This is a genomic window from Pseudomonas oryzae (assembly GCF_900104805.1).
GTDB lineage: Bacteria > Pseudomonadota > Gammaproteobacteria > Pseudomonadales > Pseudomonadaceae > Geopseudomonas > Geopseudomonas oryzae.
Genome location: NZ_LT629751.1, coordinates 308,169 through 323,349 on the forward strand (window position 1 = coordinate 308,169; position 15,181 = coordinate 323,349).

12 protein-coding genes and 3 tRNA genes are annotated in these 15,181 nt (G+C 67.1%); all 15 read left to right on the forward strand.

Annotated elements, in window-relative coordinates; translation table 11 throughout:
* Positions 1 to 9: 9 nt before the first annotated feature.
* The 15 genes from BLT78_RS01580 (at position 10) to BLT78_RS01645 (ending at position 15,179) form a co-directional block, all read left to right on the forward strand.
* Entirely contained in the window at positions 10 to 3,018 is a 3,009-nt protein-coding gene (locus BLT78_RS01580) for a FimV/HubP family polar landmark protein (protein WP_090347299.1), read from the forward strand.
* 2 nt (positions 3,019 to 3,020) lie between these two features.
* Positions 3,021 to 3,872, forward strand: coding sequence for a tRNA pseudouridine(38-40) synthase TruA (gene truA, locus BLT78_RS01585; protein WP_090347300.1), 852 nt, complete (start codon positions 3,021 to 3,023; stop codon positions 3,870 to 3,872).
* A gap of 86 nt (positions 3,873 to 3,958) precedes the next feature.
* Positions 3,959 to 4,582, forward strand: coding sequence for a phosphoribosylanthranilate isomerase (locus tag BLT78_RS01590; RefSeq protein WP_090347301.1), 624 nt, complete (start codon positions 3,959 to 3,961; stop codon positions 4,580 to 4,582).
* A gap of 193 nt (positions 4,583 to 4,775) precedes the next feature.
* Positions 4,776 to 5,654 (forward strand): acetyl-CoA carboxylase, carboxyltransferase subunit beta, encoded by an 879-nt coding sequence (gene accD, locus BLT78_RS01595; RefSeq protein WP_090347302.1) that lies wholly within the window; start codon positions 4,776 to 4,778, stop codon positions 5,652 to 5,654.
* Positions 5,651 to 6,949 carry a bifunctional tetrahydrofolate synthase/dihydrofolate synthase gene (gene folC, locus BLT78_RS01600; protein ID WP_090347303.1) on the forward strand — a complete coding sequence of 433 codons (1,299 nt, stop codon included), beginning with the start codon at positions 5,651 to 5,653 and terminating at the stop codon, positions 6,947 to 6,949. The genes accD and folC overlap by 4 nt, the downstream gene beginning before the upstream one ends.
* Before the next feature lie 13 nt (positions 6,950 to 6,962).
* On the forward strand, positions 6,963 to 7,580 hold the full coding sequence (locus BLT78_RS01605) for an SPOR domain-containing protein (protein WP_090347304.1): 618 nt from the start codon (positions 6,963 to 6,965) through the stop codon (positions 7,578 to 7,580).
* A 79-nt stretch (positions 7,581 to 7,659) separates the two neighbouring features.
* Entirely contained in the window at positions 7,660 to 8,187 is a 528-nt protein-coding gene (locus tag BLT78_RS01610; protein ID WP_090347305.1) for a CvpA family protein, read from the forward strand.
* Positions 8,188 to 8,212: 25 nt separating this feature from the next.
* Complete coding sequence (gene purF, locus BLT78_RS01615) at positions 8,213 to 9,718, forward strand: amidophosphoribosyltransferase (protein ID WP_090347306.1); 1,506 nt, start codon at positions 8,213 to 8,215, stop codon at positions 9,716 to 9,718.
* 105 nt (positions 9,719 to 9,823) lie between these two features.
* Positions 9,824 to 11,035 carry an O-succinylhomoserine sulfhydrylase gene (locus tag BLT78_RS01620; protein ID WP_090347307.1) on the forward strand — a complete coding sequence of 404 codons (1,212 nt, stop codon included), beginning with the start codon at positions 9,824 to 9,826 and terminating at the stop codon, positions 11,033 to 11,035.
* Positions 11,035 to 11,799, forward strand: a complete 765-nt coding sequence (locus BLT78_RS01625) for an SDR family oxidoreductase (protein ID WP_090347308.1) — start codon at positions 11,035 to 11,037, stop codon at positions 11,797 to 11,799. Before BLT78_RS01620 ends, BLT78_RS01625 begins: the two co-directional genes overlap by 1 nt.
* A 95-nt stretch (positions 11,800 to 11,894) precedes the next feature.
* Positions 11,895 to 11,970: transfer RNA gene (locus BLT78_RS01630), tRNA-Val, on the forward strand.
* Positions 11,971 to 12,015: 45 nt separating this feature from the next.
* A tRNA-Asp gene (locus BLT78_RS01635) sits at positions 12,016 to 12,092 on the forward strand.
* 104 nt (positions 12,093 to 12,196) lie between these two features.
* Positions 12,197 to 12,273: transfer RNA gene (locus tag BLT78_RS01640), tRNA-Asp, on the forward strand.
* Between the two features lie 586 nt (positions 12,274 to 12,859).
* Positions 12,860 to 14,239 (forward strand): chromosome partitioning protein ParA, encoded by a 1,380-nt coding sequence (locus BLT78_RS21615; protein WP_231975673.1) that lies wholly within the window; start codon positions 12,860 to 12,862, stop codon positions 14,237 to 14,239.
* Between the two features lie 28 nt (positions 14,240 to 14,267).
* Positions 14,268 to 15,179: a 1-aminocyclopropane-1-carboxylate deaminase/D-cysteine desulfhydrase gene (locus BLT78_RS01645; RefSeq protein WP_408003101.1), complete on the forward strand. Its 912-nt coding sequence runs from the start codon at positions 14,268 to 14,270 to the stop codon at positions 15,177 to 15,179.
* Positions 15,180 to 15,181 lie beyond the last annotated feature (2 nt).

Sequence of the window (15,181 nt, forward strand, 5' to 3'; positions counted from 1 at the left end):
ATTACACGTATGGTTCGGGTACGCAAACTGGTGCTAGCAATCGCCGCCGCTTCGGCGCTGTCCTCCGGCATGGCGCACGCGCTGGGGTTGGGTGATATCTCGCTGAAGTCCTCCCTGAACCAGCCGCTGGAAGCCGAGATCGAGCTGCTCGAAGTGCGTGATCTGGGCAACGGCGAGGTGATCCCTGCGCTGGCTCCGGCCGAGGAGTTCAGCAAGGTTGGCGTCGACCGCCCGTTCTTCCTCACCGATCTGAAATTCACGCCGGTGCTCAAGCCCAACGGCAAGAGCGTGATCCGCGTGACTTCGAGCAAGCCGGTGCGCGAGCCCTACCTGAACTTCCTGGTCGAGGTGCTGTGGCCCAATGGCCGCCTGCTGCGCGAATACACCGTGCTGCTCGATCCGCCGCTGTACTCGCCGCAGACGGTGGCCGCCGCCGCGCCGCGCCTGCCGGTAGCCGCCCCGGCGGCACCGCGCGCCGCTGCTCCGGCGCCGGTCCGTACCGCGCAGGCTCCGGTGCCGACCAGTGCGGCGCCGGCCGCGGTCGCCGCACCGACGCCGCGCCGCATCGAGGGCAGCGAGTATCGTACCGATCGCGACGATACCCTGTGGGAAGTGGCCAGTCGCGTGCGTCCGAGCAATGCCGTATCGGTCCACCAGACTATGCTGGCGATTCAGGACCTCAATCCGAATGCCTTCCTGGACGGCAATATCAACCGTCTGAAGAGCGGCCAGGTTCTGCGCTTGCCGAGCGAGGAGCAGATTCGTACCCGCAGCCAGACCGATGCCCTCGCCCAGGTCGCAGCACAGAACAGCGCCTGGCGCGAAGGTCGTGCCGTGCAGCCGGTCGCCGCTGCCCGCCAGCTCGACGCCACCCGGCGCAGCGAAGCTGGCATTGCGCCGGCTCAGACGGCAGCCGAGGACAACCTGCGTCTGGTCTCCGCCTCCAGCGGCAAGGCCACCGCTGGCAGCGACAACGGCGCCGCGGGCGGCAGCAAGGCGCTGGCCGACAAGCTGGCCGTCAATCAGGAAAGCCTGGCGACGGCACAGCGCGAAAATCAGGAACTCAAGGAACGCCTCACTGATCTGCAGAGTCAGTTGGACAAGCTGCAGCGCCTGATCGAGCTGAAGAACGAACAGCTCGCCAAACTGCAGGGCGGGCTGGCCGCCGATTCCGCAGTCCCCGCCACTGCCGCGGTGCCGGCCGAAAGCCAGGCGACCGAGTCCGCGGCTGCTCCTGCTCCGAGCGCCGTGCCGGTCGAGAGCAAGGCGGCCGAGGCGGCACCTGCCGACACCTCGGTGGCGGTATCCACTCCGGCTGCGGCGGCAGCGAGTGAGCAGAATGCCCAGCCGGCGGCAGCCCCGGTAGTCGCGCCGGCTCCGGTCGTCGAAGCGCCCAAGCCGGCCGCGCCGAAGCCGGCGGTGGTCAAGCCGGTGCCGGCCCCGGTCTATGAGCCCAGTCTGGTCGACGAAGTGATGGCCAATCCGCTGCTGCTGGCTGCGGGTGGCGGTGCGCTGGCCCTGCTGGCAGGGCTGGGGCTGATGATCAACTCGCGTCGCAAGTCGCTCAAGGCTGCCGAAGCCGATGATTCCGCCCGGGAGGCTGAGTTATTTCAGGATCTCGACCCGCACGCTCAGTCTGACCTGTCGCCGGCAGGTGCTCCGTCGCCGGCAGCCGAAGCGCCTAAGGCCAGCCCGCTGAAGTCCGATCCGCTGGCCGAGGCCGAGATGTATGTCACCTACGGCCGTTTCAGCCATGCCGCGGAGCTGCTGCGCAATGCGCTGAACGAAGAGCCGCAGCGTGCGGACCTGCGTCTGAAGCTGATGGAGGTCTGTGCCGAGATGGGCGACCGCGATGGTTTCGCCCGCCAGGAGGCTGAACTGGGCGAGATCGGTGGTGCCCAGCCGCAGATCGACCAGTTGCGTGCACGCTACCCGCACATGATCGCAGTCGCTGCAGCGGTGGCTGCAGGTGCCGCCATGGGGGGCGCTATCGACGCCCTCGATCTGGATCAGGTGCAGGAAGAAGTTGCCCAGGCTGCCACCCCGAGCGACGAGTTCGCCTTCGACGATCTGTCGCTGGACAGCCTCGAGCGGGAGACTGCCGCCCCGGTCGAAGCGCGGCAGGAAGCTGCACAAGTCGCCGAGAATGATGGTTTCGATCTGAGCCTGGATGATCTGGAGGCCGAACTGGAGCGCGAGCTGGCCGCCAATCGTGATACCTCCGAGGCTCTGCCCCTCGATGAGCTGACCCTGGATGGTTTTGGCGACGATTTCGCCAGCCTCGAGGTCGATGCTCAGCCGCTGGCCGCAAGCAGCGCGGACGAGTTGGACTTCGATCTGGAGCTGGATGCGTTGGCCGGCACTGCTGGTCAGTCGGCGGCGGATGATTTCTCCTTCGATCTGGATGCGCCGCAGCTGGAGGCCGAAGTCACTCCGCTGGCCACTGCGCCGGCTGAGGACGATCTGCTCGCCGAGCTGGATCAGCTGAGTCTGGATGCCCCGGATGCGGCGCTGTCCGGACAGGACGACGATTTCTCCTTCGATCTGGCCGACGTGGGTCTTGCCGCCGAGCCCGTCTCTGTGGCTCAGGCCGAGGCCGAACTCGCTGCTCTGCCGGAGCTGGATGAGCTGGAGCAGGAGCTGCAGGCCATGGGCGATGCCAGCGCCGCCGAACTGGATCTGGATGCGGCCTTCGACGAGTTCCTCGCCCAGGCGGATCTGGCCGAGCCGCAGGCGGACGAGCCTGGTTCGTCCCCTGTGGTGCAGGCGACTGCGGCGGTGGTCGAACTGCCCTCGCTCGACGAACCGGATGTCGAGGCTGCGCCGGTGCTGACCGGCAACGAGGACTTCAACTTCCTCGCCGACACCGACGAGACTGCCACCAAGCTCGACCTGGCGCGTGCCTACATCGACATGGGTGACGCCGAAGGTGCTCGTGACATCCTTGACGAGGTGCTCAAGGAAGGCAATGCCACCCAGCAGCAGGAAGCTCGTGAGATGATGGGGCGTATCGCCTGAGCATGATTGTCAGTGAAGTAGTGCCAGCGGCAGCCGAGGTGGCTGCCGTTGGCGTTTCCAGAATTGCCCTCGGCGTCGAGTACAAGGGCGCCCGCTATCGTGGCTGGCAGCGCCAGGAGACCGGGGTGCCTTCGGTGCAGGAAGCGCTGGAAAGGGCGCTGTCGAAGGTGGCCGCCGAACCCGTTTCGGTGATCTGTGCCGGGCGCACTGATGCGGCAGTCCACGCCAGCGGTCAGGTGGTTCATTTCGATACCCGAGTCGAGCGGCCGCTCAAGGCCTGGGTCATGGGGACCAATGCCAATCTGCCCGGCGACATCAGCGTGACCTGGGCGCAGCCGATGCCGGCGCATTTCCATGCGCGCTTCTCCGCGGTGGCTCGCCGCTATCGCTACGTGATCTACAACGATCCGGTGCGCCCGGCGCACCAGGCCGAGGAGATCACCTGGAATCACCGCCCGCTGGATGTGGCGCGCATGCGCGAGGCGGCCGCGGCGCTGGTCGGTACCCACGACTTCACCTCGTTCCGTGCCGTGCAGTGCCAGGCCAAGTCGCCGATCAAGACCATCCATCACCTCAGGGTGATCGAGCACGGTCGCTTCATCGTTCTCGATGTGCGGGCCAACGCCTTCCTGCATCACATGGTGCGCAACATCGCCGGCGTGCTGATGAGCATCGGCGCGGGCGAGCGCGAGCCGCAGTGGGTAGCGGAGATCCTCGCGGCCCGCGACCGGCGCAGCGGCGGGGTGACGGCGCACCCCTACGGTCTGTATCTGGTGCAGGTCGAGTATCCCGACGAGTTCGCCTTGCCGGCGCGCTATCTGGGGCCGCATTTCCTTTCGGCACTCGAGGAGTGAGCGCCGGTAGCGCGCGCCAGGCGGCGGGCTGACGGCGTTCCGGGCTTTTGTTACCATCGCGGCTTTGCCTGCAGGAGGGTCGATCGTTGCCTGTCGTTCGCAGCAAGATCTGCGGGATTACCCGTGTCGAGGATGCCCTGGTGGCGGCCGCAGCCGGCGCCGATGCCATCGGTCTGGTGTTCTACGCGCGGAGCCCGCGGGCGGTCAGCGTGCAGCAGGCGCGGGCGATAGTCGCGGCCCTGCCGCCCTTCGTTACTACCGTGGGGTTGTTCGTCGACGCCGCGCCTGGCGAGATCAACGAAATTCTCGACGCAGTGCCGCTGGATCTGCTGCAGTTCCACGGCGACGAGAGCGCCGCCGAGTGCTCGGGCTACCACCGTCCCTACATCAAGGCCCTGCGCGTGCGCCGGGGGGAGGACATCCGCGCGCGCTGTGCGGACTATCCGCAGGCGGCGGGTATCCTGCTGGACACCTTCGTGCCGGGCGTACCCGGCGGTACCGGCGAGGCGTTCGACTGGAGTCTGGTCCCCGAGGATCCGGGCTGCCCGATCATCCTGGCCGGTGGCCTGACCCCGGACAACGTCGCGGCGGCAATCCGCCAGGTGCGTCCGTGGGCGGTGGATGTCAGTGGCGGGGTCGAGGCGGGCAAGGGCATCAAGGATGCGGAGAAGGTGCGCGCCTTCGTCGGAGCGGTGCGCGCCTGCATGTGACGGTCGCCGTGGCGACGCCGTCCATACCTGATAGCGCGGCAAGGCTCGCCTTGCCGACCTGAGGTTTACGCGTGTGGCGCTTGGCGGCCGCACGCATCATGGCCGCCGGCGAGCGAGGCGGCCCAACGTGAATCTGCTCGTGGAGTCGTGCGGCTTTCGCCGCCCGACGCCGCGGGCCTACGGAGAACACAGCATGAGCAACTGGTTGGTAGACAAACTGATTCCCTCGATCATGCGTTCCGAGGTGAAGAAAAGTACTGTTCCAGAAGGACTCTGGCACAAGTGCCCGTCCTGCGACGCGGTGCTCTACCGCCCCGAGCTGGAAAAGACCCTGGATGTCTGCCCCAAGTGCGACCACCACATGCGCATCAACGCGCGCACTCGCCTGAACTTCTTCCTCGACGCCGAGGGTCGCGAGGAAATCGCAGCCGAGCTGGAGCCGGTCGATCGTCTGAAGTTCCGTGACAGCAAGAAGTACAAGGACCGCCTCGCGGCGGCGCAGAAGGATACCGGCGAGAAGGATGCCCTGGTGGCCATGAGCGGCACCCTGCAGGGGCTGAAAGTGGTGGCCTGCGCCTTCGAGTTCTCCTTCATGGGCGGCTCCATGGGCTCCATCGTCGGCGAGCGTTTCGTGCGTGCCGCCAACGTCGCCCTGGAAAAGCGTTGCCCGCTGATCTGCTTCTCCGCCTCCGGTGGCGCGCGGATGCAGGAAGCGCTGATCTCGCTGATGCAGATGGCCAAGACCTCGGCGGTGATCGCCCGTCTGCGCGAAGAGGGCATTCCCTTCGTCTCCGTGCTGACTGACCCGGTCTACGGTGGCGTGTCGGCCAGTCTGGCCATGCTGGGTGACGTCAATGTCGCCGAGCCCAAGGCGCTGATCGGCTTCGCCGGTCCGCGCGTGATCGAGCAGACCGTGCGCGAAAAACTGCCGGAAGGCTTCCAGCGCAGCGAGTTCCTCCTCGACCACGGCGCCATCGACATGATCATCCATCGTGCCGAACTGCGTCCGCGCCTTGCCCGCCTGCTGGCCCAGCTGACCCACCAGCCGACTCCGGTCGCGGCCAGCGCATGAGTCGCAGCCTCGCCGACTGGCTGAGTTACCTCGAGCAGCTCCATCCCGTGTCTATCGACATGGGGCTGGAGCGGGCGCGCCTGGTGCTGCAGCGCCTGGGGCTGGGTCGCCCGGCGCCGCGGGTGATCACGGTCACCGGCACCAACGGCAAGGGCTCGACCTGTGCCTTCCTCGCCTGCCTGCTGCGTGCCAGCGGGCTGCGGGTCGGCGTGTACAGCTCGCCGCACCTGCTGCGCTACAACGAGCGGGTGCAGTTGCCGGAGGGAGAGGCCAGCGACGAGGCGCTGTGCGAGGCTTTCGCTGCCGTCGAGGCGGCACGTGGCGAAACGTCGCTGACCTACTTCGAGATGGGCACCCTGGCGGCCTTCTGGCTGTTCGAGCGTGCGGCGCTGGACGCCGTGGTGCTCGAGGTCGGGCTGGGTGGTCGGCTGGATGCGGTGAACCTGATCGACGCCGACCTGGCGGTGGTCACCAGCATCGGCATCGATCATGTCGAGTGGTTGGGCGACAGCCGCGACAGCGTGGCCGTGGAGAAGGCCGGCATCTTCCGCGCCGGCAAGCCGGTCGTCTGTGGCGACCTGGATCCGCCGCCGGTGCTCCTCGAGCGGGCGCGCCAGCTCGGCTGCCCGCTGCGCCTGCGCGGGCGCGACTTCGATCTGGGGGTCACAACGCAGGGCTGGTACTGGCGCGGGGTGGATGGCGCCGGTCAGCCGCTGGAGCTGGGCGATCTGCCCTTGCTCGACCTGCCGATGGAGAATGCCGCCCTCGCCCTGCAGGCCTTCGTACTGCTTGATCTGCCGCTCGAGGCGCCCCGGGTGGCCGCCGCCCTGCGCCAGACACGGGTGACCGGTCGACTGGATCGGCGCCAACTGGCATCACAGGGGGGGGGCACGCTCGAGCTGCTGCTGGATGTCGGGCACAACCCCCATGCGGCCTGCTACCTGGCCGGTCGCCTGGCCCAGCGTCCGCCCCGGGCGCGGCGGCTGGCGGTGTTCGGTCTGCTGGCCGACAAGGATCTGGCCGGGGTGGTCGAGCCGCTGCTGGGCCTGATCGATCATTGGGCGGTGGCGCCGCTGCCGACGCCGCGCAGTCGTGGCGCGGAAGAGCTGCAGGCCGCGCTGCAGGCGCGGGGCGCCAGCGTCAGCGTCTGGCCGTCGGTGGCGACGGCGCTCGAGGCGCAGGCCGCCCAGGCCGGCGAGGGTGACGAGATTCTGGTGTTCGGCTCCTTCTACAGCGTGGCGGATGCCCTGCAGTGGCTGGAACTGCAGGTCCAGGGACCGGATGACCAAGGATAAGGAGTATCCCGCGATGGCCCTGCTGGATCGAAGACTCAAGCAACGCATCGTCGGTGCCGCCGTGCTGCTGGCCCTAGTGGTGGTGTTCCTGCCGATGCTGTTCCAGCGTCAGGACGAGCAGCGCCCGGTGCAGGTCGAGGCGCCGCCGATGCCGGCCATCCCGCCGGTGATGCCATTGCCGGCAGAACCGGTCGTAGTGCCCGAGCCGCAGGTGGCAGCCATGCCGGCCGAGTCGGCCGACTCGGCAGTCGAGGACGCAGCTCCGACCGTGGCCGGTGCGCCGTCCGATCAGCCTGCAGTCCAGGCACTGCAGCAGTCGCAGCCGACACCAGTCCAGGCCGCCGAGCCGCAGGCGACGCCTGTGGGGGCCGGTCGTCTGGATGTCGAAGGCCTGCCGCTCAGCTGGACTGTGCAGCTGGCCAGCCTGTCCAGTCGCGCGCGCGCCGAGGAGCTGCAGGGCCGCCTGCGCAAGCAGGGATACAACGCCTACATCCGCTCGGTGGAGGGCATGAGCCGGGTCTTCGTCGGGCCGCTGATCGAGCGTGGCGAGGCGGAGCGGGTCAGTGCGCAGATCGCCCGCCAGTACAAGCTCAGCCCGATCGTGGTGCGCTTCCAGCCCGAGAGCCGCTGAGCGCGGCGGGCTGACTCGCCACCCGGCACTCTGCTAGAATTCGCGTTCTATTTTCCGCAATTTGCCAGTGAGCAGGATTGTGTCATTCAACTGGGTCGACTGGGCCATCATTGCGCTGATCGCGGTTTCCGGGTTGATCAGCCTGACGCGCGGCTTCGTCCGCGAGGCGCTGTCGCTGCTGATCTGGATCGTGGCCGGGGCCGTGGCCTGGCTGTACGGCGGCGCCCTGGCGGCGCACCTGACGCCCTACATCGAGCTGCCTTCGGCGCGGGTGATCGCGGCCTGTGCGATCCTGTTCGTGCTGACCCTGATGGTCGGTGCCCTGCTGACCCATCTGCTCGGCATGCTGGTGCAGGCCACCGGGCTCAGCGGCACCGACCGGTTGCTCGGCATGATCTTCGGCGTGGCCCGGGGCGCGCTGCTGGTGGTGATTGCGGTCGGACTGCTCAGCCTGGCACCGGTGCAGCAGGATCCCTGGTGGCAGCAGTCGGTGCTGCTGCCCGATTTTTTGATGATCGCCGACTGGTCGAAGAACCTGGTGCTCGGGTTCTTCCAGCAGTCGTCTGCAGCCGCCGGCCTGCCAGGTCGCGTCGGCTTTCCGCTCTAGCCTGACTTTTTAGGGGTTGTGTCGCATGTGTGGCATCGTTGGTATCGTCGGTAAGTCGAACGTCAATCAGGCGCTGTACGACGCGCTTACCGTCCTTCAACACCGCGGCCAGGATGCTGCCGGCATCGTGACCAGCCACGAGGGGCGGCTGTTCCTGCGCAAGGACAACGGCCTGGTGCGCGACGTGTTCCACACTCGGCACATGCAGCGCCTGGTCGGCAACATCGGTATCGGCCACGTGCGCTACCCGACGGCAGGCAGCTCCAGCTCGGCCGAGGCGCAGCCGTTCTACGTCAACTCGCCGTACGGCATCACCCTGGCGCACAACGGCAACCTGACCAACGTCGAGCAGCTGTCGCGCGAGATCTACGAATCCGACCTGCGCCATATCAACACCAACTCCGACTCGGAAGTGCTGCTCAACGTGTTCGCCCACGAGCTGGCGGTGCGCAACAAGCTGCAGCCGAGCGCGGACGACATCTTCGCCGCGGTCGCCGGCGTGCATCAGCGCTGCCGCGGCGGTTATGCGGTGGTGGCGATGATCACTGGTTACGGCATCGTCGGTTTCCGTGATCCGCATGGCATCCGCCCGATCGTGTTCGGCCAGCGTCACACCGACGAAGGCGTCGAGTACATGATCGCTTCGGAAAGTGTGGCACTCGACGTGCTCGGCTTCACCCTGATCCGCGACCTGGCGCCGGGCGAGGCGATCTACATCACCCCCGAAGGCCAGCTGCTGACTCGCCAGTGTGCGGAGAATCCGCAGCTCACCCCGTGCATCTTCGAGCACGTCTACCTGGCCCGCCCGGATTCGATCATGGACGGCGTTTCGGTGTACAAAGCGCGTCTGCGCATGGGCGAGAAGCTGGCCGAGAAGATCCAGCGCGAGCGTCCCGGCCACGACATCGACGTGATCATCCCGATCCCCGACACCAGCCGCACCTCCGCGCTGGAGCTGGCGAACAAGCTGGGCGTCAAGTTCCGCGAAGGCTTCGTCAAGAATCGCTACATCGGCCGCACATTCATCATGCCCGGCCAGGCGGCACGCAAGAAGTCGGTGCGCCAGAAGCTCAACGCCATCGATCTGGAGTTCCGCGGCAAGAACGTGATGCTGGTCGACGACTCCATCGTCCGCGGCACCACCTGCAAGCAGATCATCCAGATGGCCCGCGAGGCCGGCGCGAAGAAGGTGTACTTCTGCTCCGCCGCCCCGGCGGTACGCTATCCCAACGTCTACGGCATCGACATGCCGAGCGCTCACGAGCTGATCGCCCACGGCCGCAGCACCGAAGAGGTGGCCGAGCTGATCGGCGCCGACTGGCTGGTCTACCAGGACCTCGACGACCTGAAGGACGCGGTCGGTGGCGGCAAGATCAAGATCGCCCAGTTCGACAGCGCGGTGTTCGACGGCAACTACGTCACCGGCGACGTCAACGAGGCCTACCTGAATCGCATCGAGCAGGCGCGCAACGACCTGGCCAAGGCCAAGCAGGGTGCCGCCAGCGCGATCATCGATCTGCACAACAACTGAGACGCAGGGAGCGGTATCGGCTGGCCGATACCGCTCTCCGCACAACCGGCGGCAGAGCCGGCCCGTCTGAAAGCCCGTTCCTGCCGCGCCGAGGAGAAGGCTTAAATGACGCAAGAATGGCAGGCCGGGCGACTGGACAGCGATCTGCAAGGCGCCGGGTTCGATACCCTGGCGGTACGCGCCGGGCAGCAGCGGACCCCGGAAGGCGAGCACGGCGAAGCCCTGTTCATGACCTCCAGCTACGTGTTCCGCAGCGCCGCCGACGCCGCTGCGCGCTTCGCCGGCGAGCAGCCCGGCAACGTCTATTCCCGTTACACCAACCCCACCGTGCGCACCTTCGAGGAGCGTATCGCCGCTCTGGAAGGCGCCGAGCAGGCGGTCGCCGCCGCCTCCGGCATGGGCGCGATCCTCGCCATGGTGATGAGCCTGTGCAGCGCCGGCGACCACGTGCTGGTCTCGCGCAGCGTGTTCGGCTCGACCATCAGTCTGTTCGACAAGTACTTCAAGCGCTTCGGCATCGAGGTGGACTACCCGCCGCTGGCCGACCTCGACGCCTGGGCGGTGGCCTGCAAGTCCAACACCCGGCTGTTCATCGTCGAGTCGCCGTCCAACCCGCTGGCCGAACTGGTCGACATCGCCGCGCTGGCCGAGGTGGCGCACCGGCATGGCGCGCTGCTGGCGGTGGACAACTGCTTCTGCACTCCGGTCCTGCAGCAGCCGCTCAAGCTCGGTGCCGACATCGTCATCCATTCGGCGACCAAGTACATCGACGGTCAGGGCCGCTGCCTGGGCGGCGTGGTTGCCGGCAGCAGCAAGCTGATGCAGGAGGTGGTCGGTTTCCTGCGTACCGCCGGGCCCACCCTCAGCCCGTTCAATGCTTGGCTGTTCCTCAAGGGTCTGGAAACCCTCAAGGTGCGCATGCTCGCCCACTGCGCCAGTGCTCAGGCGCTGGCCGAGTGGCTGGAGCAGCAGCCGCAGGTGGCGCGGGTCTACTACGCCGGCCTGCCCAGCCACCCGCAGCACGAGCTGGCCAGGCACCAGCAGAGTGGTTTCGGCGCGGTGGTCAGCTTCGAGGTCAAGGGTGGCAAGGCGGCTGCCTGGCGGGTGATCGACAACACCCGGATGATCTCGATCACCACCAATCTGGGCGACACCAAGACCACCATCGCCCATCCGGCCAGCACTTCCCATGGCCGCCTGACGCCCGAGGCGCGTGCCGCGGCGGGGATCAGCGACAGCCTGATCCGCGTGGCGGTCGGTCTGGAGGAGCTCGAAGACATCAAGGCCGATCTGGCTCGCGGTCTGGCGGCGCTCTGATGGCGTTGCGGGCGGATGGCATGCGTCCGGTGGCACTGGTCACCGGTGCTGCGCGCGGTATCGGCATGGGCATCGCTGCCTGGCTGATCGCCGAAGGCTGGCAGGTGGTGCTCGCCGATCTCGACCGGCGGCGCGGGACGCGGGTCGCCCAGGCGCTGGGCGACCAGGCCTGGTTCGTGCAGCTCGATGTTGCCGACGAGGCGCAGGTGGCGCTGCGGGTCGCCGAGGTGCTCGGCCAGTTCGGTCGCCTCGATGCGTTGGTGAGCAACGCCGCCCTGGCCCAGCCGCACAATCCGCCGCTGGAGGGTTTCGATCTGGCGGACTGGAATCGCATGCTGGCAGTCAACCTGACCGGCGCGATGCTTCTGGCCAAGCATTGCGCGCCCTACCTGCGCGCCAGCGGCGGGGCGATCGTCAACATCGCCTCGACCCGCGCCCATCAGTCGGAGCCCGATAGCGAAGCCTATGCGGCGAGCAAGGGCGGACTGCTGGCGCTGACCCATGCGCTGGCGCTCAGCCTCGCTCCTGAGGTGCGCGTCAACGCCGTCAGCCCCGGCTGGATCGACGCCCGCGACCCGTCCGAGCAGCGCGCCAACCCGTTGCGCGCCGTCGATCATGCCCAGCACCCCGCCGGAAGGGTGGGGACGGTGGAGGACGTCGCCGCCCAGGTCGCCTGGTTGCTGTCGCCGCAGGCCGGCTTCATCACCGGCCAGGAGTTCATCGTCGATGGCGGCATGACCCGGCGCATGATCTATCAGCCGTGAGTACCTCGGACAAACGGGAAAATGAAAAAAATCCTTGTGGGCTGTTGACTTAGCGTCGCGACCTGCGTAAAGTTCGCCCCCGTCGCAAGGCGAATGGCTGATTAGCTCAGCTGGGAGAGCACCTGCATCACACGCAGGGGGTCGGCGGTTCGATCCCGTCATCAGCCACCAAATCTTGCGAAACTTGAAGTATTCGGACGCAAGTCCGGCCGACGCGCAGCGGTAGTTCAGTCGGTTAGAATACCGGCCTGTCACGCCGGGGGTCGCGGGTTCGAGTCCCGTCCGCTGCGCCATATTTTCCGGATCTGCCCTTGAGCAGATTCGAGATCGCGGAAGCCACACCGCTCTTCGATCAGACGTTTTACAAAGTTGTACCGGACGCAAGTCCAGCCGACACGCAGCGGTAGTTCAGTCGGTTAGAATACCGGCCTGTCACGCCGGGGGTCGCGGGTTCGAGTCCCGTCCGCTGCGCCATACAGAAAGCCCCTCGAGAGCGATCTCGAGGGGCTTTTTACTTTATGCAACATTCATTTTTTCGTCATGCGGGATCTTTAGGCTGATACTCGAAGTCAGAAGACATCGAGAACATCAGACAAGCAAGAGGATTCACCATGGACGACTATCAGGAAGAGTTACTGGACCTGCGCGCTGCCGAGCGCGACCTGCCGGAGCCGGCGGACGACGCCACCGAGCTGTAATGCCAATCCGCCAGCGGCGGATCCCGTTTTCCCGAACAGCCCAATGTGCACAGCCATTGGGCTGTTTCATTTGTGTCTTCGCTACCCTGTGCAAGACGCCGCCATCGTTTCGGAGCGTCGATCGGCAGGCGTTCCCGGGCTTCCGTTGAGGGCTACCAGGTCACACTTCGACGGCTGCTGCCGGCTGGTGGCGGCGAGCCTGCCGGGAGCCTGCCAACCTCTTCACATTGCCTGGCAGGGGTTTTCTCCTAGACTCTGGCCTGGAAAAACTCGGCGACAGGCAGGGTGAGTGCGCCGGAAATTGGGACACCCGATTCCGCTTGCAGGAAGCGGGGGATTGGGTGCCTGTGCGAGGGACGAGAATGAGCCTGCAGAAAAAACCACAGATGGTAGAAGCCGTGATGTTCTTCAACGAGCGCGGCATCTGCAAGGAAATGCTCTATCCAGAGTTCGAAGCGCTGCTGGATGGAGTGGTCGACCTGCCGGAGTTCGCCGATCAGCAGATGCGTGCGGCCTTCGTGGTGATCAATCCGCGTCTGCTGGTCAAGGCGGCCGTGTTCTTCTATCTCGACTTCGGCGACAAGGGCGAGGCCGATCGCGGCTGGAACATCCCCTTGCGCCACCTGTCCGAGCGCAGTGGCAGTGGCCCGGATCTGGGCGCCGGTCCGGTGCGGCTGGCCTGTCGCAGCCAGTGCCCGGTGTCCTGGCACCAGATGCATCTGTGGGACCCCAACCTGTCGCCGGCGCAGAACGATCTGCTGCTGATTCGCGATGCCGTCAAGCGCAACAATCTCGGGGTGCTGGTCGAGGAGGATGCGCCGCAGGTGCCGGACTTCGGCAAGCTGAAGGTGGCATCCGAGCACAAGTGGTACATGCAGCCTGACGACCTCGAGCTGATCCGTTCAGAGGAGGCGCGCAAGGTCGAGCAGAACGAGCAGGAGGAGCGTGCCAAGGCTGCCCAACTGCTCAAGCAGCAGCGTCTGCGCATCACCAGCCTGACCCAGCAGCACGAGGAGGAACTGGCTCGCCTGCGTCTGCAGGGTGAGCAGCGCGAGCAGGAGCTTCAGCAGCGTCTGCAACAGCTGGAGCAGGCGCTGGCCACGCAGACCCAGCGCAACGATTCGCTCAAGGCGCGACTGACCGCGCAGGCCGAAAGTTTCCAGACGGCGCGCGAGGAGTTGAACCTGCAGCTGCAGGCCGCGCACGACGGGCGCAGCGAACTCGAGGGCCTGCGCGTCCAGTTCGAGCAGGAGGCCAGGGCGCGCATCAACGCGGCCGTGCTCGAGTATCAGGAGCGCCTGAGCCGGCAGGATGCCCAACTGGCGAGTCAGGCCCAGCAGGAGGCGCAACTGCGCGCCGAGTTGGGGCGTCTGGCCGAGGAGCGCGATCGCTTGGCCTGCGAGGGCGGTGGGCAGATCCTCGAGCAACTGGCTGAGCAGGGCGTGGTGTTCGTCGCCTATCATCCGGGAGCCGGCCACCTGACCATTCCCCTGCAGGACATCGCCGCCTATCGGCAGAGCCCCATGGCCTATGTCGCCGCCAAGTGCTTCGTCACCGAGGCGCAGTACCGTCAGTGGCTGGAGCACTACCAGCAGCCGAGTTGTGTCGCCACGCTGTCCAGCGGCAATCGCTGCGGCATGCCGATCGACCGGGTCGAGTCACCCAGCCGCTTCATCCTCGGCGAGTCGGACTGCTGCAGCCGTCACCGCGCCAGTGTCCGCCAGCGCACCAGCGGTGCCTGACGCGCCGGCCTGGCTGCCGTCCGCAGCGCTGCAGTCGGTTTCCTGCCGCTGGCTGCAACGGGCCGGTGTCGAGCTGGCACTGCTGCGCCTCGATCGGATCGATCCGCTGATCAGCGGCAACAAGTGGTACAAGCTCGCCCCCCATATCGCCGAGGCAAGGCGCCTTGAGGCGCCCGGGCTGATCAGCCTGGGCGGTGCCCACTCCAATCATCTGCATGCGCTGGCCGCTGCTGGCGCACGTTTCGGTTTCGCCACCGCCGGGCTGCTGCGTGGCCACGAAGTGGATACGCCGACCGTCCGTGACCTGCGCGCCTTCGGCATGCATCTGCACTGGCTGGGCTATGGCGGTTACCGCGAGCGGCACCGGGCGGATTTCTGGATGCCCTGGCGCGAGCGTTACCCGGGCTGGCTGCCGGTGGCCGAGGGTGGCCTCGGCCAGGCGGCGGTGCATTCCTGCGCCAGCCTGGTGGGGATGATCGAGCGCGGGCTGGCCGGACTGGGCTGGCCCGATTACCACCAGCTGTGGGCCGCCGTTGGCAGCGGTACCACCCTGGCCGGTCTGGTGCTCGGCGAGGCCGGTCGCCATCCGGTGGTCGGCGCCCTGGCGGTGCCGGCGGATCATGGCGTGGCGGCGCAGCTGGCGCGCCTGCTCACCGACTGCGGGCTGGCGGCGGATACCGGCTACCGCCTGCTGGATGCCAGCCGCGGCGGCTTCGCCCGTCTGGATGGCGAGCTGGCGCGTCTGCTCCTCGACTTCGAGGACGAGACCGGCGTACCGCTCGAGCCGTTGTACACCGGCAAGCTGCTGCTGGCATTGCGCGAGACGCTGGAGCGGGGCGAGATCGCCCCAGGCAGCCGCATCGTCGCCGTGCACAGCGGCGGCCTGCAGGGGCGGCGGGCGCTGCAGGCGCGGCTGCTGCAGCTGTATCGCGCGGGCTGAAC